Raw genomic sequence first — 19105 nt, 5'->3', positions numbered from 1 at the left:
AGTGAGAATTCGTTTCGAGGCAGGTCTCCTGGCTTTCGGTGCGCCGGCCTCGGGGGCCTGGCATTCGCTGCGCCTTCCCGCGAACCCTTTGCCAGGGTTTGCAGTGGCGTGGCAGCGAACATCACCGTTCACAGTTGCGGGGGCAGCCGCGGCATCGACCGCGTTCCCTTCTTAGCCTCGACAGACGCCGAAGAACCTCGAAAGCGCAAGGCTACGCATCGGTTGGGGGCGGGTCAATGTCCGCGGGGCGATGATCGTTCCCACGCTCTGCGTGGGAATGCCTCAACGGACGCTCCGCGTTCGACTCTGGATGGGACGCGGAGCGTCCCGGGCTGCATTCCCACGCAGAGCATGGGAATGATCAGGTCAAACGAGAACCCCTGCCAATTGACGCCCCGCCCCCGCCCATGCTCTCCTACACGCCTTGTTACGGGTGCCCTTCACAGGGTGAAACGGGAAACCGGTGAATCATGTGCTTTACTCAAAGCCATGTCAGTCCGGTGCTGCCCCCGCAACGGTAAGCGAGCGAAGAATCAGATCCACTGTGCCGGCAGTTCGGCATGGGAAGGCGATTCTTGCAGGTTTCGGCGCAAGCCTTGACCCCTCGTGAGCCCGGAGACCGGCCCGCAACACAAAGTGACCACTACGATCACTGAATGACAAACCCGCGGTGGGCGGGCGCTGTTTGAACCTCTGCGTGCACGCTCGCAGGGTTTTCATGCGCTCTATTCACCCGCTGACAGACCAGAGGGAAGCGCCATGTCGATCATCAGCAGCACCGACCACAGCAGCACCGCCAGCACCACCACGACCCTGAGCCAACGCCTGACCGCCGCCGTGTGCGCGTCGATCCTTGGCGCGTGCCTGGTGTATTTCGCCGGTTTCTCGCACATCGAAGCGGTGCACAACGCCGCCCACGATACCCGTCACAGCTCCGCGTTCCCGTGCCACTGAGACCTGCCTACATGATCAAGCGTATCGCGCAAACCGCAGGTTTCACCGGCCTGCTGGCCGCCCTGCTGCTGACCCTGCTGCAAAGTTTCTGGGTCGCCCCGCTGATTCTGCAGGCGGAAACCTATGAAAAATCCGAGCCTACCGCAGTGGTTGCTCACGAGCACACCGAAGGCGCCATGGCCGCCCACACCCACGACGCCGAAGCCTGGGAGCCGGAAAACGGTTGGCAGCGCGTGCTGTCCACCACCGGCGGTAACCTGGTGGTCGCGGTTGGTTTCGCGTTGATGCTCGCCGGTCTCTACACCCTGCGCGCGCCGACCAAAACCGCTCAGGGCCTGCTCTGGGGCCTGGCCGGTTACGCAACCTTCGTACTGGCGCCGACCCTCGGCCTACCGCCGGAACTGCCGGGCACTGCCGCCGCCGACCTGGCGCAACGGCAGATCTGGTGGATCGGCACTGCGGCTTCTACCGCTGTCGGCATCGCGCTGATCGTGTTCAGCCGTCACTGGCTGATGAAGATCCTCGGCGTGGCGATCCTCGCGGTTCCGCATGTCATTGGCGCACCGCAACCGGAAGTCCACTCGATGCTGGCGCCGGAAGCCCTGGAATCGCAGTTCAAAATCGCTTCGCAGCTGACCAACGTGGTGTTCTGGCTGGCCCTGGGCCTGATCAGCGCCTGGTTGTTCCGCCGCAAAAGCGACGGCCAATACCACGCATGACCGATACCAGCGCAGCGCCGACGCTAGTGGTCGGCCTGGGCTGCCAGCGCGGCTGCCCCGCCAGCACGCTGCGGGCGCTGCTCGATCAGGCGCTGCAGGCGCATCAAATCGAACTTCATGAGATCAAGGCCCTGGCCAGTATCGACCTGAAGCGTGATGAGCCTGGCCTGATCGAGTTGGCCGCGCAACTTGGGCTGCAAGTGATGTATTTCAGCAGCGAGCAATTGGCCGGATATCAACCACAACTCAGCCACCAATCGCAGATCGCCTTCGAGCGCACCGGTTGCTACGGCGTTGCGGAAAGTGCCGCTCTGGCCCTGGCCGAACACCTGGCCCAGGCGCCGGCGAAGCTGCTGATTTCCCGACAGAAATACGCTCAGGCCACCCTCGCATTGGCCAGTGCTGCGTAAAATCCCCGATAATCCCCGCCTCGATCATGAGCAATCTTCATCTGAAGTCTTGCCCAAGCCCTTTTTTTGACAGGAACCGACGATGACCGTCTACTTTATTGGCGCAGGTCCCGGCGACCCGGAACTGATCACCGTCAAAGGCCAGCGACTGATTCGCAGCTGTCCGGTGATCATCTACGCCGGCTCGCTGGTGCCCGCTGCTGTGCTGGAAGGCCATCAGGCAGAAACGGTGGTCAACAGCGCCGAGTTGCATCTGGAACAGATCATCGACCTGATCAAGACCGCCCACGCCAAGGGACAGGATGTGGCGCGGGTGCATTCGGGCGATCCCAGTTTGTATGGGGCGATTGGTGAGCAGATTCGTTATCTGCGCGAGCTCGGTATTGCGTTTGAAATCATCCCCGGTGTCACCGCTACGGCCGCGTGCGCGGCGCTACTGGGTGCCGAACTGACCCTGCCGGACATCTCGCAAAGCGTGATCCTGACCCGCTATGCCGACAAGACCGCGATGCCGGCCGGCGAGGAGCTGGGCAGCCTGGCCCAGCATGGGGCGACCATGGCGATTCATTTGGGGGTCAATCATCTGCAGAAGATCCTGGTGGAGTTGCTGCCGCATTACGGCGCGGATTGCCCGATCGCGGTGATTCACCGGGCGACGTGGCCGGATCAGGATTGGGTGGTGGGGACATTGGCGGATATCGCCGAGAAGGTTGAGGCCAAGGGGTTTCGGCGCACGGCGTTGATTCTGGTGGGTCGGGTGTTGGGGAGCGATCACTTTAGTGAGTCGTCCCTATACCGTGCCGGGCATGCGCATTTGTATCGTCCGTAAGATGATCGTTCCCACGCTCTGCGTGGGAATGCCTCAACGGACGCTCCGCGTTCGGCTTTGGAGGGGACGCGGAGCGTCCCGGGCTGCATTCCTTTGCTGCGCGTGGGAACGATCATAAAAAAACGGCACTCACGGGTGCCGTTTTTTACTTTCAGCAGACGAACACCTTAGTAGTAGGCGTTTTCTTTCTGCGTGTGGTCGGTCACGTCGCGAACACCCTTGAGCTCGGGAATGCGCTCGAGCAAGGTGCGCTCGATGCCTTCACGCAAGGTGACGTCGGCCTGGCCGCAGCCCTGGCAACCGCCGCCGAACTTGAGCACGGCGATACCGTCTTCGACCACATCGATCAGGCTGACCTGACCGCCGTGGCTCGCGAGCCCCGGGTTGATCTCGGTTTGCAGGTAGTAGTTGATGCGCTCGTTGACCGGGCTGTCGGCGTTGACCATCGGTACTTTGGCGTTTGGCGCCTTGATGGTCAGCTGACCGCCCATGCGGTCGGTGGCGTAGTCGACTACCGCGTCGTCCAGGAACGCTTCGCTGAACGAATCGATGTACGCGGTGAAGCTTTTGAGCCCCAGCGCGGTGTCTTCAGGTTTTTCTTCGCCCGGCTTGCAGTAGGCAATGCAGGTTTCGGCGTACTGGGTGCCAGGCTGGGTGATGAAGACGCGGATGCCGATGCCTGGGGTGTTCTGCTTGGAGAGCAGATCAGCCAGATAATCGTGGGCGGCGTCAGTGATGGTAATAGCGGTCATGGAAACTCCTCGCAGGCTTGGGCGCAGTTTACGCCAATCATCGCGCGGCACAAAGTCCTAGTATTTTTGTCGGGAAAGCGCCAGCACCGGTTGCGCAACCGTTTCGCCGTCAATCCGCGCTTTAAGCCACCGATAGCTGCGTTTTTCCACCCATTCGTAACTTGCCCAGGACGCCAGGCCGATGGTCGCCGCGCAAACGGCGAACATCGCGTAGGGATTTACGCCATAACGCTGTGCGATAAACCCACCGGCAGACAGCACCAGCACGTGCATCAGGTACACCGAGTAGGAACAATTACCGAGCAGTTCGAACACCCGGTTATTCTCGACATAGCGTTCCAGCGAGATGCACGCCATCACCAGCACGGCGCTTGGCAGGCCCCAGGCCAGGAATCGAGGCTCCGGGGCCAGGTGATAAATCGCCAGCAACGCGCCGACAATCCCCAGCAACGGCAGCCATAACCCCGGCTTGATCCAGCCCCGGCGATAAACCATGCCGATGGCGATCCCGAGCAAGAACTCATAGACGATGTCCGAACGGTAGAACTCGCTGACCCAGCCATAACCGGTCCAGGCCTGGCACACCGCGAACAACAGCGCCGCAACGATCAATAACCTGAAGTGCAACCGGAACAGCAACGCCCAGCCGAACAGCAGGTAAAACAGCATTTCGTAGTTCAGCGTCCAGCCGACATTCAAGGTCGGATAAATCCCATAACCGCCGGGGTTTTCCGTAGGAATAAACAACAGCGACAACAGGAAATGCGACCAATCCACGCTCTGATCGGGCAATACCGGCCGGGCAAACACCACCACCAGCGCCATGAGCACGGTGTACAGCCAGTAAGCCGGGACGATCCGGAACAGCCGATACAACAGAAACCGCGCGGGTGGCAGCGATTTCCCCTCGGTCGACAGGAAGATCACCAGGCCGCTGATAACAAAGAACACATCAACGCCCACCGCACCCTTGTCGATAAACGCCTGCCCCACCGGCCCACGGGCCTGGAAGTCGAAGAAAATCTGCATGAAATGGTGGCCGACCACCGCCCAGGCAGCGATGAAGCGCAGGGCTTGTACCGAAATCAACATCAACCGCCCTCCCGTCAAATCACCTCGTATCCCTGTAGGAGCGAAGCTTGCTCGCGAAGAGGCCGGCACATTCAACATTGATGTCGACTGTCAGACCGCTTTCGCGAGCAAGCTTCGCTCCTACACGGGATTGGCGGTGCATTACAGGTGGGACACCTGGCGATCTTCAAAGGTCATATCCAGCACGCCCTCTTCCACCGGGTCGGTTTCGTGGACGTAGGTGCTCAAGTCGTGGAAGTAAAACCAGAACTGCGGATGACTGCGCCGAATCCCCCAGCGCTCGACAATTTTCTCGAAACGATGGGCGTCCTTGGCGTTTTCCATCGCGTCGACAAACGCCGGCACTTGCTCGGCCGGGATATTGAACATGAAGTTCGGGTAGCTGCTGAGCACGCCCGGGTAAATGGTCAAGGTGTCGAGCCCTGGCTGATAACGCAGGGACTCGCCGAGCAGGAACGCCACGTTGCTGTGGGCACGGTTGCGCAACAGGCTGTAGATCTCGCGTTTGCCGCTCGCGGTTTCGATGCGCAGCATGGTCGCTTCCGGCAACTGATCGATCACCTTCAACCCCGCCGCCGGACGCGACGTCAGACGACTCAGGGCCTGTTCGGCGTTCTGCAATGCCGGGTCGATGTTCGGCCGCGAGCAATACGCGCCATCGCAGCGGTTGATCGGATCGGGCTTGGCATTGAGCTCGCCGTAACGGCCCAGCAACTGCATGGCAAAATCGCGTTTCGGGTCTTTTTCATCGAGTTTCAGCGCGGTCGGCTTGTCGTTGTCGATGGCCTCGTAATCCAGCCACATCTTGAACTTGCCACCGCTCTGGTACCAATCATCGAGGTAGTCGTCCCGGGAATCGGCCGGCATCAGGCGCAGGAAATTCTGCTCGGCGCCGTTACGGATCAGGTCGAAGTACAGGCGTGTCTGGGCCTGGTGGGAGACGTTGCCGAACACATCAAAGTTGACCGCCAACTGGTAATACGTACGTTCCAGCAGCGGGTAATCGAACAGCCAAATGGTTTGTGGCACGTCACCGATCAGCCCTTTATTCACCGAGGCGCTGTCGAAGTGCCGAAAAATGCTCAACAAAGCGTTGTCATTCCCGGCCCACAACGTCGACCAACTCGGGGCCGGCGCGTCGGCGTAGCTGTCCCGGCGCAAGGCTTCGTACTCGTTACGCTTGTCGCGGTAGTCGTGCCACAGGCTCAGGACGCTGCCGACATCGTCGTTCTGCCCTGGCATCGCCAACAGTGGCGTGGCCTGGCCACGGTAGTTCGGGTCGGTGATGTAGAGGTCGTGCTCCGGCGCCTGGAACAACGCCCAAAAGTGATCGCGGATCACGTCGGTGGCAATCTGGCCCCGGCACACCGGGCCGCGAATAAAGGTGCGGACGAAGTATTCGGCGTTATCGAGCATGAACTGATAGCGCGCCTGGGCCGGGATCGCCTCGAACGTGGTGAACGGATTGGCCCGACGCTCGGGGCCGTAACCCGGCAAGGCGTTGACCTGCCAGTTGCCGCTGAAGAACAGGCTCTTGACCCGGGACAGCTTCGCCGCGCTCAGCGGATAGGTGATGTGCGTTTTTTGCACGATCACCCCTTGCACCGGCCACAACCGGTAATAAACCTGGGTGCCTGGATCGTCGTTCGGACGGCGAGTATTGATCAGGTCGATCGGCTGACCAGTCGGCGTGCGCGAACGCACCCACTGAAAGAAATGCCCCGGCTCGCCATCCTTGAAGTAAATGTGCGCCAGGAACCAATGCTCGAACAGCCAGCGCCCTACCAGGCTGCCACGAGAACCCGGCGCGTTGAGCAGGTTTTCCCACTGCACCACCTGCAACGCTTCCTGCGCAGAAGGCATCAAACCTTGTTCGTCAATCGGTGCGCCGGACGCGAGCCAGCGTTGCAAGGTCTGGTATTGCTGATCGGTCAAGCCGGTCACCGCCAGCGGCATGCCTTCTTTCGGATGGGCGCCGGCATAACCGTCGAATTCCGCCGGCATTGCGCACATGTTTTCCCGGTTCAGGCCCAGCACGATGTCTTCCGGCAGCTTGGCGTTAGGCGTCAGCGGGGTTTTGTGGCCGAGTTCCAGCATCCGCGCCATCAGCGCCGCCTGGCTGCCCTGGGCGTCGAGCACCGAATAGAAGTCCTTGTGCTGCCAGGCGAGTTTGCCGAAGGCGTCATAAAACAGCCGGGTCGGTGCGGCGGCGACGCTGCGTTCGCCATCGTAGACCGGGACTTTGGTCGCGCCACGAGCCGCCCCTTCGCCACTGCCCAGGTTGAGCTGACAGGCGGAGTCGTAGCAGGCATGGCAGGCCACACACTTTTCGGTGAAGATCGGCTGAATGTCACGGGTATAGGAGATTTCGGGACTTTGCCCGGCGGCGCCCCAGCTTGAAAGCAGCACTAAAAGGCTGACGACGACGCGATACGACATATCCCTGGTCCCGATCATGAAAAAACGCCGCGATTCTACCGGTCCGGACCTGCCACCAACATGAGCGATATTCATGCAAAACCTTCACATGCTCTAAAAGCGCACAGGTTTGCTATTATCCCGGCCCTTCGTCATGGTCTTTCCGAGTAGTCCAAATGTCCGATCGCAGTGTTCGCCTTCAAGCTCTCAAGCACGCCCTCAAAGAGCGCATCCTGATTCTCGACGGCGGCATGGGCACGATGATCCAGAGCTACAAGCTCGAAGAGCAGGATTACCGTGGCAAACGCTTCGCCGACTGGCCGAGCGATGTAAAGGGCAACAACGACCTGTTGGTGCTGACGCGCCCGGACGTGATCGGTTCGATTGAAAAAGCCTACCTGGATGCCGGCGCCGACATTCTCGAAACCAACACCTTCAACGCCACCCAGGTGTCCCTGGCTGACTACGGCATGCAAGGCCTGGCGTACGAGTTAAACGTAGAAGGCGCGCGCCTGGCCCGCAAGGTCGCTGACGCCAAGACCCTGGAAACCCCGGAAAAGCCGCGTTTTGTCGCCGGCGTGATCGGGCCGACCAGCCGCACCTGCTCGCTGTCGCCAGACGTGAACAACCCCGGCTACCGCAACGTGACCTTCGATGAACTGGTGGAAAACTACACCGAGGCCACCAAAGGCCTGATCGAAGGCGGCGCCGACCTGATCCTGATCGAAACCATCTTCGACACCTTGAACGCCAAAGCCGCGATCTTCGCCGTGCAAGGCGTGTTCGAAGAGTTGGGCATCGAGTTGCCGATCATGATCTCCGGCACCATCACCGACGCCTCCGGCCGTACCCTGTCGGGCCAGACCACTGAAGCGTTCTGGAACTCCGTGGCCCACGCCAAGCCGATCTCGGTCGGCTTGAACTGCGCCCTCGGCGCCAGCGAGTTGCGGCCGTACCTGGAAGAGTTGTCGAACAAGGCCGACACCCACGTCTCGGCGCACCCGAACGCCGGCCTGCCGAACGAATTCGGCGAGTACGACGAATTGCCGGCGCAAACCGCCAAGGTCATCGAAGAATTCGCCCAAAGCGGCTTCCTCAACATCGTCGGCGGTTGCTGCGGCACCACGCCGGGCCACATCGAAGCCATCGCCAAAGCCGTGGCCGGTTACGCACCGCGAGTGATTCCGGAGATCCCGAAGGCCTGCCGCCTGTCGGGCCTGGAACCGTTCACCATCGACCGTAACTCGTTGTTCATCAACGTCGGCGAGCGGACCAACATCACGGGTTCTGCCAAGTTCGCCCGTCTGATCCGTGAAGACAACTACACCGAAGCCCTGGAAGTCGCCCTGCAACAGGTCGAAGCCGGCGCCCAGGTGATCGATATCAACATGGACGAAGGGATGCTCGATTCGAAGAAGGCCATGGTGACCTTCCTCAATCTGATTGCCGGTGAGCCGGACATCTCCCGCGTCCCGATCATGATCGACTCCTCCAAGTGGGAAGTGATCGAAGCCGGCCTCAAGTGCATTCAGGGCAAGGGCATCGTCAACTCGATCAGCATGAAGGAAGGCGTCGAGCAGTTCATTCATCACGCCAAACTGTGCAAGCGCTACGGCGCTGCGGTTGTGGTCATGGCGTTTGACGAAGCCGGGCAGGCCGACACCGAAAAGCGCAAGAAAGAAATCTGCAAACGCTCCTACGACATTCTGGTCAACGAAGTCGGCTTCCCGCCGGAAGACATCATCTTCGACCCGAACATCTTCGCCATCGCCACCGGCATCGAAGAGCACAACAACTACGCCGTCGATTTCATCAATGCCTGTGCCTACATCCGCGATGAGCTGCCGTATGCGCTGACTTCCGGCGGCGTGTCCAACGTATCGTTCTCGTTCCGTGGCAACAACCCGGTGCGTGAGGCGATTCACTCGGTGTTCCTGCTGTATGCGATCCGTAATGGCCTGACCATGGGCATCGTCAACGCCGGTCAGCTGGAGATCTACGACCAGATCCCGGCCGAGCTGCGTGACGCCGTGGAAGACGTGGTGCTCAACCGCACCCCGGAAGGCACCGACGCCCTGCTCGCCCTCGCCGACAAGTACAAGGGCGACGGCAGCGTCAAGGAAGCCGAGACCGAAGAGTGGCGCGGCTGGCCGGTGAACAAGCGCCTGGAGCATGCGCTGGTCAAGGGCATCACCACCCACATTGTTGAAGACACTGAAGAATCACGGCTGTCGTTCACCCGGCCGATCGAAGTGATCGAAGGCCCGCTGATGTCCGGCATGAACATCGTCGGTGACCTGTTCGGCGCCGGCAAAATGTTCCTGCCGCAAGTGGTGAAATCCGCCCGGGTGATGAAGCAGGCCGTGGCCCACTTGATCCCGTTCATCGAACTGGAAAAAGGCGACAAGCCGGAAGCCAAGGGCAAGATTCTGATGGCCACGGTCAAGGGCGACGTGCACGACATCGGCAAGAACATCGTCGGCGTGGTGCTGGGCTGTAACGGCTACGACATCGTCGACCTCGGTGTGATGGTCCCGGCGGAGAAGATCCTGCAAGTGGCGAAGGAGCAGAAGTGCGACATCATCGGCCTGTCTGGCCTGATCACGCCGTCGCTGGATGAAATGGTCCACGTCGCCCGCGAGATGCAGCGCCAGGATTTCCACTTGCCGCTGATGATCGGTGGCGCGACCACCTCGAAAGCACACACGGCGGTGAAGATCGAGCCGAAGTACAGCAACGATGCGGTGATCTACGTCACCGACGCCTCCCGCGCCGTGGGCGTGGCCACGCAGTTGCTGTCCAAGGAATTGAAGCCGGCCTTCATCGAGAAGACCCGCCTGGAATACATCGAAGTCCGCGAGCGCACCGCCAACCGCAGTGCGCGCACCGAGCGCCTGAGCTACCCGGCGTCCATCGCCAAGAAGCCGCAGTTTGACTGGAGCACTTACGAGCCGGTCAAACCGACGTTCACCGGTTCCCGCGTGCTGGACAACATCGATTTGAAGGTGCTGGCCGAATACATCGACTGGACGCCGTTCTTTATCTCCTGGGACCTGGCCGGCAAATTCCCGCGCATCCTCGAAGACGAAGTGGTCGGTGAAGCCGCTACCTCGCTGTACGCCGATGCCAAGGAAATGCTCGCCAAACTGATCGACGAGAAACTGATCAGCGCCCGTGCGGTGTTCGGCTTCTGGCCGGCCAACCAGGTGCGCGAGGATGACATCGAAGTCTACGGCGATGACGGCAAGCCGATTGCCAAGCTGCATCACTTGCGCCAGCAAATCATCAAGACCGACGGCAAGCCGAACTTTTCCCTGGCCGACTTCGTTGCGCCGAAGGACAGCGAAATCACTGACTACGTGGGTGGCTTCATCACCACCGCCGGGATCGGCGCTGAGGAAGTGGCCAAGGCGTATCAGGACGCGGGCGACGATTACAACTCGATCATGGTCAAGGCCCTGGCCGACCGTCTGGCCGAGGCTTGCGCCGAGTGGCTGCACCAACAAGTGCGTAAAGAGCACTGGGGTTACGCCAAGGACGAGACGCTGGATAACGAGGCGCTGATCAAAGAGCAATACACCGGCATCCGCCCTGCCCCCGGCTACCCGGCCTGCCCGGATCACACCGAGAAAGGCACGCTGTTTGCGCTGCTCGACCCTGAAGCCAGCGAAATGCATGCGGGCCGCAGCGGCGTGTTCCTCACTGAACACTACGCGATGTTCCCGGCGGCGGCAGTCAGCGGCTGGTACTTCGCGCATCCGCAGGCGCAGTACTTCGCCGTGGGCAAGATCGACAAGGATCAGGTGCAGAGCTATACGTCGCGCAAAGGCCAGGAATTGAGCGTGACCGAGCGCTGGTTGGCGCCGAACCTGGGTTACGACAACTAAGCCTCACATGATCGTTCCCATGCTCTGCGTGGGAATGCCTCAATGGACGCTCCGCGTCCGCTTTTGGGACGCGGAGCGTCCCGGGCTGCATTCCCACGCAGAGCGTGGGAACGATCAACCGCCTTCGCGGACAAGCCTCGCTCCTACAGGATTCGCGTTGATTGTCTATGCTTGCCTGACACACAAACATGACGAGGGATTTATGGACGATCCAGTCGACAACAAGCCACCGACCCTGTGGCAGATGCTACACAGCGTGGTAGCCGCAGCGTTCGGGGTGCAGAGCGGGAAGAACCGCGCCCGGGACTTTACTCATGGCAAGCCGAGTCACTTCGTGATTCTCGGGGTTTTGTTCACGGCGATTTTTGCGCTGTCGCTGTTCGGCATCGTGAAACTGATCTTGCTGCTGGCAGGGGTTTGAAGCGGATTCAGTGCATTAACGTTTGCAGGCTGAACGGATAGCGATAGGAGGTCGGCCGCCCCTTGGCCGACAGCTGGCGGAAGTTCACCCCGAAATCCGGCGCATCACCCATGGCCAGCAACCGCTTGGCCTGGGCCTTGTCGATCACCTGCAACAACGGAATCAGCCGGTCACGGCCACCGTACTGATTCAGGTCCACGCCCTGATCGATATCGTGCAGTTCCACCATTGCCCAACCGCCCAGGGTGAAATGTCCGCCGAGCAACACGCTCAGGCGCCCGTCAACGACAGCCTTCAGCGCGGCGGGAGAGGTATTGAAGGCGCTGAACCACCCATCCTTGCCCGGCGTGCCCCCGTTCTCCGCAAACGCCTGCATGGCACCGAACGCCATTTCATCATTGGCCGACCACACCAGCGTCACCTTCGGGTAACGCCGCAACAGCAGTTTTGCTTGCTCGTAGGCCCGTTCACGGGTCCAGCCGCTGTAGACCAGTTGCCGCAAGCGCACTTCCGGGTGCTCGGCCAGGGCCCGCAGCATGCCTTTTTCCCGCAGTTGCGCCGACGGGGTGATTTTCAGCCCGGAAAACGCCAGCAGCTCGATGGATTGGCCCGGTTGCACGGGCGGATGCTGGCGAATCAGTTCCTGAAGCATCAGGTAGCCGCCCTCCTCGTCGTTGGGCACCAGGCTGCCCAGGCGATCCGGGCGGTCACCCAGCAGGCTCAGTTGATTGTCGGTCAGGGACGCATTGACCATGAACAGCTTCACCCCGCTGCCCTGGGCGAGCCGCAGGATTTGCGGGGCGACGTATTGTTCGTTGGCGAATACCAGATAGTCCGGCCGATCAGGCCCTTGCAGCGCGGTGCGGGCCTGGGCAATCGTCAGCTCGGGCATGCGTTGGGAATAGAGAATCTGCAAGTCCATGCCCAAATCATTGGCCGCCGCCTGCATGAATTGCGAGTAGCTGATCCAGAACGCTTCCGTGGTGCTGCCGGGATTGAGAAACAGCACCGACGCCGCCTGGGCACCGGGTCCGAGGACCGAGCCAAGCGTCAGCAAGACAGCAAACAGAAACTTCAACATTAATGGTCCGAGCCCCGGAAATTCGCCGCGCATTATAGCCAGCGAACGCCCGCAAAACGGGGATTATTCCGGTTTTGTCCGACAATCCGTCGGAACCGGGCCCGGACGGTGTCGCTATTGGTGACTGACCCAGAATACTGCTGTTCCTACAACCAGGATGATCAGGAACAAAATGGCCCAAGCGTCCACCGTGCTATCGCTTTTCCGTGCTTTGGTCGGGTTGCTCATTGCATCGCCTCTTGTCGGTTTTATCGGTGATTGCATAAAGACTCGACCACAGTAAAGACGACGATTGCCCGCACCACAAATGTGGGTTTAGCAATAACGGTTCTCGTTAGGCGTTTTGGTTCTTTACATATACTCAAACATCACTTTTGCGCATAACTGCAAACTGGTATCTTGCCCCGGCTCCGTAGGGAGTGCGCGGCCGTGCGCGCAGAATTGCCGAGGCAGTATCGGAGACTTCAGCAAGCGAAAAACGCAACTGGAACCGACCGGCCCAAGCCTGAGAACAGGACTTATATGTACGTATACGACGAGTACGATCAGCGGATCATCGAGGACCGCGTCAAGCAGTTCCGTGATCAGACCCGACGCTATCTGGCAGGCGAGCTGAGCGAAGAAGAATTCCGCCCCCTGCGCCTGCAAAATGGCCTTTATATCCAGCGTTTCGCCCCGATGTTGCGGGTGGCGGTGCCTTACGGCCAACTGACTTCGCGCCAGACGCGAATGATGGCCAAGATTGCCCGCGACTTCGACAAGGGCTATGCCCACATCAGTACCCGGCAGAACGTGCAGTTCAACTGGCCGGCGCTGGAAGACATTCCGGATATCCTGGCAGAACTTGCCACCGTGCAGATGCACGCGATCCAGACCAGCGGCAACTGCCTGCGCAACGTCACCACCGACCAGTTCGCCGGTGTCGCTGCCGATGAGTTGATCGACCCGCGTCCATGGTGCGAAATCGTCCGTCAGTGGACGACGTTCCACCCGGAATTCGCCTACTTGCCGCGCAAGTTCAAGATCGCCATCAACGGGTCGACCTCCGACCGTGCGGCCATCGAAGTCCATGACATCGGCCTGGAGCCGGTGCACAACGCCGCAGGCGAGTTGGGTTTCCGTGTGCTGGTCGGTGGCGGCCTCGGCCGTACCCCGGTGGTTGGCGCGTTCATCAATGAGTTCCTGCCGTGGCAGGACCTGTTGAGCTACCTCGACGCTATCTTGCGGGTCTACAACCGCTACGGCCGTCGCGACAACAAGTACAAGGCGCGGATCAAGATCCTCGTTAAAGCGCTGACGCCTGAAGTCTTCGCGCAAAAAGTCGATGCGGAAATGGAACACCTTCGCGGTGGCCAGACCACGTTGACCGAAGCCGAAGTGCATCGCGTCGCCAAGCACTTCGTTGATCCGGACTACAAGGTTCTGGACAACCAGGCCCAGGCGCTGGCCGACCTCGACAAAGAACACCCGGGTTTCGCCCGCTGGCGTACCCGTAACACCCTGGCGCACAAGAAGCCGGGCTATGTGGCCGTGACCCTGTCCCTGAAGCCGACCGGCGTTGCGCCGGGTGACATCACCGACAAGCAGCTCGACGCCGTGGCCGACCTGGCCGAGCGTTACAGCTTCGGCCAACTGCGCACCTCCCACGAGCAGAACATCATTCTGGCCGACGTCGAACAGTCGCAACTGTTTGCGATGTGGGGCGAATTGCGCGAGCAAGGTTTCGCCACGCCGAACATCGGCTTGCTGACCGACATCATCTGCTGCCCGGGCGGTGATTTCTGCTCCCTGGCCAACGCCAAGTCGATCCCGATTGCCGAATCGATCCAGCGTCGTTTCGACAACCTGGACTACCTGTTCGACATCGGCGAACTGGACCTGAACATCTCCGGTTGCATGAACGCTTGCGGTCATCACCACGTCGGCCACATCGGCATCCTCGGGGTGGACAAGAAAGGCGAAGAGTTCTACCAGGTCTCCCTGGGTGGCAGCGCCAGCCGTGACGCCAGCCTGGGCAAGATCCTCGGCCCGTCCTTCGCCCAGGAAGCCATGCCTGATGTGATCGAGAAGCTGATCAACGTGTACATCGAACAACGTCACGAAGATGAGCGCTTCATCGACACCTATCAGCGTATTGGCATCGACCTCTTCAAGGAGCGCGTCTATGCAGCGAATCATTAAGAACAACGAAGTCGTCGACGAAACCTGGCACTTGCTGCCCAAGGATTTCAACATCGACGAGATCAGCAACTGCGACGACCTGATCGTGCCGCTGGCGCTGTGGCGCGAACACGGGCGTATGCTCAAGGCCCGCGATGGCGGCCTGGGTGTGTGGCTGGACGCCGATGAAGAAGCCGAGGAAATCGGTGAAGACGTGGACAACTTCCAGGTCATCGCCCTGAACTTCCCGGCCTTCACCGATGGCCGCAACTACTCCAACGCCCGTCTGCTACGCGACCGTTATGGTTTCAAGGGCGAACTGCGGGCGATTGGCGATGTGCTGCGCGACCAGTTGTTCTACCTGCACCGCTGCGGTTTCGACGCGTTTGCCATTCGCGCCGATAAAGACCCGTACGAAGCCCTTGAAGGTCTCAAGGACTTCTCGGTGACGTACCAGGCCGCCACCGATGAGCCGCTGCCACTGTTCCGCCGCCGCTGATCGTTGAAAAGACCTTGAGCCCCGGCCTGTGTGCCGGGGCTCAAGGTTTTTTTTCGCCTGGCGTAAAACCTGGTGCTAAAGGGTCGTATTTGAAGCCTGAAAGTCAGCGATGCGTTCCTCCAGCTTTGCCAGTGACGTAAGCGGGTCATTCCCATCAATCGCCGACCACAGCGACTCCAGGAAGATGTGGTCGCACAGGGCCGGTGACGCGTCCATTGCCTCCACCATTCGCCAGACCCGTTGTTGCAGCGCTGCGTAGCCCACCTGGAAATCGGCGGTGCGCCGGATCACCTCCAGCGTCCCGAAAAACCGCCCACTGCCCTCCTTCACTACCAGGCTTTGCCAATGCGACGCCTGTAGCGCCGTTTGCTGGGGTGAAAACCCCACAAGCCACGCGTCCGGCCGGAGCACATCGCGACTCGGTGGCCCCATCCACACGTTAAATCCATGTAGTTGCCGATGGGCCACCACCCAATGCAACGTGTCGACATCACTCAACGGGTTACCCGCCAACAACAGAATATCCGGGCTCACGGACTGTTTTCTGACCGCCTCGGGAATCCGCGTGATCAGGTTGTCACGCAGATCCAACCGTTGCAGATAAGGCTGATCGTGAACACCCACCGGACAGACAGTGATCTCGGTGGAACGCAGGTTCAACCGCCGCAAGGCCGGCATCTGCAGGACCATGGGCGGCACATCGAGCGGGTTCTCACTCAGGTCGAGTTCTTCAAGGCGGGTCAGCTCGCCGAGCTTGCCGGCGGTTTGCTCGGTCAGCGTCAATCCCGTCCCCCTGAGGTTAAGGTGGGTGAGTTGCGTCAACCGGTAGATGACCTCGGGCGGCTGCGTGTTCCAGCCACCCTGCGGCTGCGCAATACGCAGGTCGGTGCCTTGCAGATCCAGCGTGCGCAGATGGGGGAAACTCTCCAGAAACCCGGTCAGGCTCTCACGTTGCGTCAACTCGAAATCCGCGAACGACAACTCCACGACATCCTGCAGCTTGACGCTCAGTTGCGGCAGGCTGTGCAACTGATCGAAATCCAGGTTCAGGCGAAAGCCGACCAGTTCGCCTTCGACATACACGTGAGTGTCCGGCTCGCTGCGCCGCTGCCACAGCGCTTCCAGCTCAGTGGCCAGTTCCACTCTGGACTGACGTTCATAGGCCATGGCGTCACTGATGCGCGTGTCATTTTCGTATTCAAGCTCGTGGAGGCTCATGCCCTGGGCCTCCTCATCCTCCGGCTCCAGCAACTCGATGTCCAAATCCTCGGCATCGTCTTCGACTTGCTCAATCCATTCCGACAGGTCGTTACGCAACTGGTACAACTGAAAGTTGAGGCTGGCCAGCCGGGTCTGGACGCTGGTTCCCCAGCGCTTGATGCAGGCCTCCACTTCTTCTGCGGTCATGCCCGGATAAAGCTCCTTGAACTGCAATTTCACGATATCCAACGACAGCGTTTCGCCTTGAGCCGTGTTCGGAAAACCACCGCCGCGCAAGCCGAGGCTGTCGAACGGCATGCCTGCCTCCATTCGCTGTAGCCCCAACTCGAATTCGGCGCGGGGCAAGGCCGACTCACGGAGCTTGAGCTGCAAGTCCTGGAGTGCGCTGTCCGGGTGCAGGCCCAATGCAGAGCGTTCTGGTGGCGTAAGCGCATTGAGCAGTGAGTTCTGGAAATCCAGTGAGCTGCCTTGCCTGAACAGTTGACGGGCAGGTCCCATGCCCTGCGGACCGATGCTGTCCACGACCTTCGCCGAAGCACTGTCGAGCAGTTCGATCCGGGCCTGGAGCGACCATCCCGGCAATCGTTGCAGCGAATGCAGCGCCAGCACGTCGCTGTCGGCACTTGCGACCGACCGCAGGTAAAGACCTTCGTAGGCACGGGTCAGGCGCACATGCAACGCGTACTGCCTGGCCTTGCTGCTCATCTGGCTTAATACCCGCGTGGCATCGGCCGGGGTATGGGGTGTTCCGATGTTCACGCCGGCACGGTCGAGTATCTGTTCAATCGCGTTTTTCGGCAGCCCGGGATAGTGCTGCTGGAACAGCTTGACCCAGGCATGATCCGAACGTTGGAGCGCCGCATAACGCTGCTGGAATTGCTCGACACTCTGCACCTCCCGGTCGATGCGAAACCGGGCGATGGTGTCCGCCAGGATCGGCGTCGGCGGTCGGCGCCCTTCCTGCATCAGTTGCAGCAGTTCATTGTCGATGTCGCAGACGTGGCCAATCTGGCGCAACGCTTCGTCGCTCAACGACTCGACCTCGGGGCCGAGGCCACGCAGGAGGTGCAGCCGCAGGTCGGCCGCGACCGACGGTGCAGATTCTTCGATCGTCGCGGTAAGCGGTTCTTCGATCACCTCCGGCACGTGGACACTGGCCGAAGCGCCAGATTCTTCAGTCCTGATAGCCGCGCCAGCAACCGGCAACGCATTGAGCAAACCGAACACCGTACGGGTGACCCCGGCAGAGCGCTCATCCGGCGTCTTGCCCGCCACGGCCTGCTCCAGGCCATAACCGGCATCGATCAACCCGGCGAGGGCCAGCAAGCTCTCGCCGCCGGGAACGAACAAGGCCAGGGGCGCAAAGCGATTGATCCATTGCACCACCGGTTCGACCACGGCACTGAGGTTGTCACGATTGACCTGGGCATCGTCGCGGATATCGTCGACGCTCGCCTCGGCAGCTTGCTTCATCACTTGCACCCAGTGCGTGAACGGGTCAGTGACCTCGGTCGGCGCCTCCAGGTGAATGTAGTCATGCGCCGGCCAATAACCATCGTTGTTGAAGAAACCGTGGCCCTTTTTCAGCCGGTATCGCCGGGGGTAGGTGGCCATGCCCTCCAGCGCGGTCAGCACCCCGGCGTGGAAGGTGCCGTCCTCGCGGTCATCCTCGGCAAAATGCGCGGCCAACGCTTGGCGCCGGGCCGGGGCGCGAGCGATTTCGACCACCCATTGATGCAGGGCCGACGGATCCGAGAATTCCTGGAACGGCGATGAATTACCCGGAACATAGAGCACGATTCGTCCGGATGCCTTGTCTTTGAAGCTCCAGATATCGGTGCTGAGGTAACGATAGATCGACAAGCGTGCCGCTTCGATGGATGAATCAATCGCGGCCCGAACCTGCATCTGTCCAACCGTCAAGCTGTCCCATGTCTGTTGCCGGCTCAGTCCCGCAGCGCCTAATGCCAGAGCGAGCCCTTCCGCACTCAAGCTGTTTTCCCGGTGTTGTAACCAGGCCGCCATCACAAACGCAGCCTTGACGGCCGTGCGCAACGGATAGGCATCGGCGGCGAGCAGTGCCGTGTCCTCGGGCCAGGCATCGCGCACATAAGCGCGGTACAAGTCCTTGAACTCCAGCCTCCAGACCCACTGCTTGAACTCGGCCGGTTGCAGGGCCAGTTGCGTGTCCGGGCCGTAGCGCTGCGGGGCGGTCTGACGGTATATGCCTTCATAGTCACGAAAGCCGCCACCGGGGTTGATCGACTCGTCAATGTCGACGATCCGCACCATGGGCCCCGTCGCGGGCGGGGTGTACAGCCCGAACGCGGTTTCGCCGAAGCGTCCGGCGCCCACGGTCTGGTAGTTCCTCAGCAATGCGTGAACCAGGCTTTGCGAAGTTCGGACCTTGCCCAGGTGCACATCCCCAATGGCCGGGTAACCATAAAAATCGTAATTGAGATCTACCAGCAATGCTTTCGCCGGCTCAATGCCCCAGCGTTGCTCGATCAACTTCGCCGCGTATTGCGCCGGGGTCATGGGCAATATGTGGTCGAGGGCCAGGCTGGCGATGCCCTGCCGGTCGGTTGCGATCGGCGCGGGTTGTTCAAATGTCTTCATATGCAATCCTTGCACTGTTCAGTTTTCCAATCACCGGTGCGCG

At 60.6% G+C, this 19105-nt stretch carries 13 protein-coding genes and 2 riboswitches; of the genes, 8 read left to right on the top strand and 5 right to left on the bottom strand.

The genetic code is table 11. The features are described 5' to 3' along the window. Position 1 precedes the first annotated feature (1 nt). A riboswitch (cobalamin riboswitch) is annotated at positions 2–215 on the bottom strand. A 199-nt stretch (positions 216–414) separates the two neighbouring features. Beyond that, positions 415–642, top strand: a riboswitch (cobalamin riboswitch). A gap of 117 nt (positions 643–759) precedes the next feature. The 4 genes from HKK53_RS02515 to cobM all read left to right on the top strand — a co-directional run bounded on the left by HKK53_RS02515 (position 760) and on the right by cobM (position 2912). After that, on the top strand, positions 760–954 hold the full coding sequence (locus HKK53_RS02515; RefSeq protein ID WP_123509533.1) for a CbtB domain-containing protein: 195 nt from the start codon (positions 760–762) through the stop codon (positions 952–954). An 11-nt stretch (positions 955–965) separates the two neighbouring features. Further along, on the top strand, positions 966–1673 hold the full coding sequence (locus HKK53_RS02510) for a CbtA family protein (protein WP_169369183.1): 708 nt from the start codon (positions 966–968) through the stop codon (positions 1671–1673). Then, positions 1670–2083 (top strand): cobalamin biosynthesis protein, encoded by a 414-nt coding sequence (locus HKK53_RS02505; RefSeq protein WP_169369182.1) that lies wholly within the window; start codon positions 1670–1672, stop codon positions 2081–2083. The genes HKK53_RS02510 and HKK53_RS02505 overlap by 4 nt, the downstream gene beginning before the upstream one ends. Before the next feature lie 82 nt (positions 2084–2165). Then, positions 2166–2912, top strand: coding sequence for a precorrin-4 C(11)-methyltransferase (gene cobM, locus HKK53_RS02500; protein ID WP_169369181.1), 747 nt, complete (start codon positions 2166–2168; stop codon positions 2910–2912). A 167-nt stretch (positions 2913–3079) separates the two neighbouring features. On the opposite strand, the gene nfuA is transcribed toward cobM, so the two are convergent. The 3 genes from nfuA to HKK53_RS02485 all read right to left on the bottom strand — a co-directional run bounded on the left by nfuA (position 3080) and on the right by HKK53_RS02485 (position 7195). Beyond that, positions 3080–3664, bottom strand: a complete 585-nt coding sequence (nfuA, locus tag HKK53_RS02495; RefSeq protein WP_007898222.1) for a Fe-S biogenesis protein NfuA — start codon at positions 3662–3664, stop codon at positions 3080–3082. Positions 3665–3721: 57 nt separating this feature from the next. Next, positions 3722–4756: an acyltransferase family protein gene (locus HKK53_RS02490; protein ID WP_169369180.1), complete on the bottom strand. Its 1035-nt coding sequence runs from the start codon at positions 4754–4756 to the stop codon at positions 3722–3724. Positions 4757–4897: 141 nt separating this feature from the next. Continuing rightward, positions 4898–7195 carry a fatty acid cis/trans isomerase gene (locus tag HKK53_RS02485; protein WP_169369179.1) on the bottom strand — a complete coding sequence of 766 codons (2298 nt, stop codon included), beginning with the start codon at positions 7193–7195 and terminating at the stop codon, positions 4898–4900. Between the two features lie 155 nt (positions 7196–7350). On the opposite strand from HKK53_RS02485, the gene metH reads away from it, so the two are divergent. Both metH and HKK53_RS02475 read left to right on the top strand, forming a co-directional pair. Next, complete coding sequence (gene metH / locus HKK53_RS02480; protein ID WP_169369178.1) at positions 7351–11061, top strand: methionine synthase; 3711 nt, start codon at positions 7351–7353, stop codon at positions 11059–11061. A 202-nt stretch (positions 11062–11263) separates the two neighbouring features. Continuing rightward, a complete protein-coding gene (locus HKK53_RS02475; RefSeq protein WP_133836263.1) occupies positions 11264–11482 on the top strand; it encodes a DUF2970 domain-containing protein in 219 nt (72 codons plus the stop codon). Positions 11483–11489: 7 nt separating this feature from the next. On the opposite strand, the gene HKK53_RS02470 is transcribed toward HKK53_RS02475, so the two are convergent. Next, a complete protein-coding gene (locus HKK53_RS02470; RefSeq protein WP_169369177.1) occupies positions 11490–12563 on the bottom strand; it encodes an ABC transporter substrate-binding protein in 1074 nt (357 codons plus the stop codon). Between the two features lie 522 nt (positions 12564–13085). On the opposite strand from HKK53_RS02470, the gene HKK53_RS02465 reads away from it, so the two are divergent. Both HKK53_RS02465 and HKK53_RS02460 read left to right on the top strand, forming a co-directional pair. Beyond that, complete coding sequence (locus HKK53_RS02465) at positions 13086–14744, top strand: nitrite/sulfite reductase (RefSeq protein WP_169369176.1); 1659 nt, start codon at positions 13086–13088, stop codon at positions 14742–14744. Further along, positions 14728–15222, top strand: a complete 495-nt coding sequence (locus tag HKK53_RS02460; protein ID WP_169369175.1) for a DUF934 domain-containing protein — start codon at positions 14728–14730, stop codon at positions 15220–15222. Before HKK53_RS02465 ends, HKK53_RS02460 begins: the two co-directional genes overlap by 17 nt. Positions 15223–15297: 75 nt before the next feature. On the opposite strand, the gene HKK53_RS02455 is transcribed toward HKK53_RS02460, so the two are convergent. After that, positions 15298–19062, bottom strand: coding sequence for a dermonecrotic toxin domain-containing protein (locus HKK53_RS02455; RefSeq protein ID WP_169369174.1), 3765 nt, complete (start codon positions 19060–19062; stop codon positions 15298–15300). Positions 19063–19105 lie beyond the last annotated feature (43 nt).

The organism is Pseudomonas sp. ADAK7 (assembly GCF_012935675.1).
Taxonomy (GTDB): domain Bacteria; phylum Pseudomonadota; class Gammaproteobacteria; order Pseudomonadales; family Pseudomonadaceae; genus Aquipseudomonas.
This window is presented reverse-complemented; position numbering and strand designations above follow the sequence as displayed.

Excerpts from the sequence above, each read along its gene's own strand:
- HKK53_RS02515 (WP_123509533.1), top strand. The coding sequence starts at position 760 with ATGTCGATCATCAGCAGCACCGACCACAGCAGCACCGCCAGCACCACC.
- HKK53_RS02510 (WP_169369183.1), top strand. The coding sequence starts at position 966 with ATGATCAAGCGTATCGCGCAAACCGCAGGTTTCACCGGCCTGCTGGCC.
- HKK53_RS02505 (WP_169369182.1), top strand. The coding sequence starts at position 1,670 with ATGACCGATACCAGCGCAGCGCCGACGCTAGTGGTCGGCCTGGGCTGC.
- cobM (WP_169369181.1), top strand. The coding sequence starts at position 2,166 with ATGACCGTCTACTTTATTGGCGCAGGTCCCGGCGACCCGGAACTGATC.
- nfuA (WP_007898222.1), bottom strand. The coding sequence starts at position 3,664 with ATGACCGCTATTACCATCACTGACGCCGCCCACGATTATCTGGCTGAT.
- HKK53_RS02490 (WP_169369180.1), bottom strand. The coding sequence starts at position 4,756 with ATGTTGATTTCGGTACAAGCCCTGCGCTTCATCGCTGCCTGGGCGGTG.
- HKK53_RS02485 (WP_169369179.1), bottom strand. The coding sequence starts at position 7,195 with ATGTCGTATCGCGTCGTCGTCAGCCTTTTAGTGCTGCTTTCAAGCTGG.
- metH (WP_169369178.1), top strand. The coding sequence starts at position 7,351 with ATGTCCGATCGCAGTGTTCGCCTTCAAGCTCTCAAGCACGCCCTCAAA.
- HKK53_RS02475 (WP_133836263.1), top strand. The coding sequence starts at position 11,264 with ATGGACGATCCAGTCGACAACAAGCCACCGACCCTGTGGCAGATGCTA.
- HKK53_RS02470 (WP_169369177.1), bottom strand. The coding sequence starts at position 12,563 with ATGTTGAAGTTTCTGTTTGCTGTCTTGCTGACGCTTGGCTCGGTCCTC.
- HKK53_RS02465 (WP_169369176.1), top strand. The coding sequence starts at position 13,086 with ATGTACGTATACGACGAGTACGATCAGCGGATCATCGAGGACCGCGTC.
- HKK53_RS02460 (WP_169369175.1), top strand. The coding sequence starts at position 14,728 with ATGCAGCGAATCATTAAGAACAACGAAGTCGTCGACGAAACCTGGCAC.
- HKK53_RS02455 (WP_169369174.1), bottom strand. The coding sequence starts at position 19,062 with ATGAAGACATTTGAACAACCCGCGCCGATCGCAACCGACCGGCAGGGC.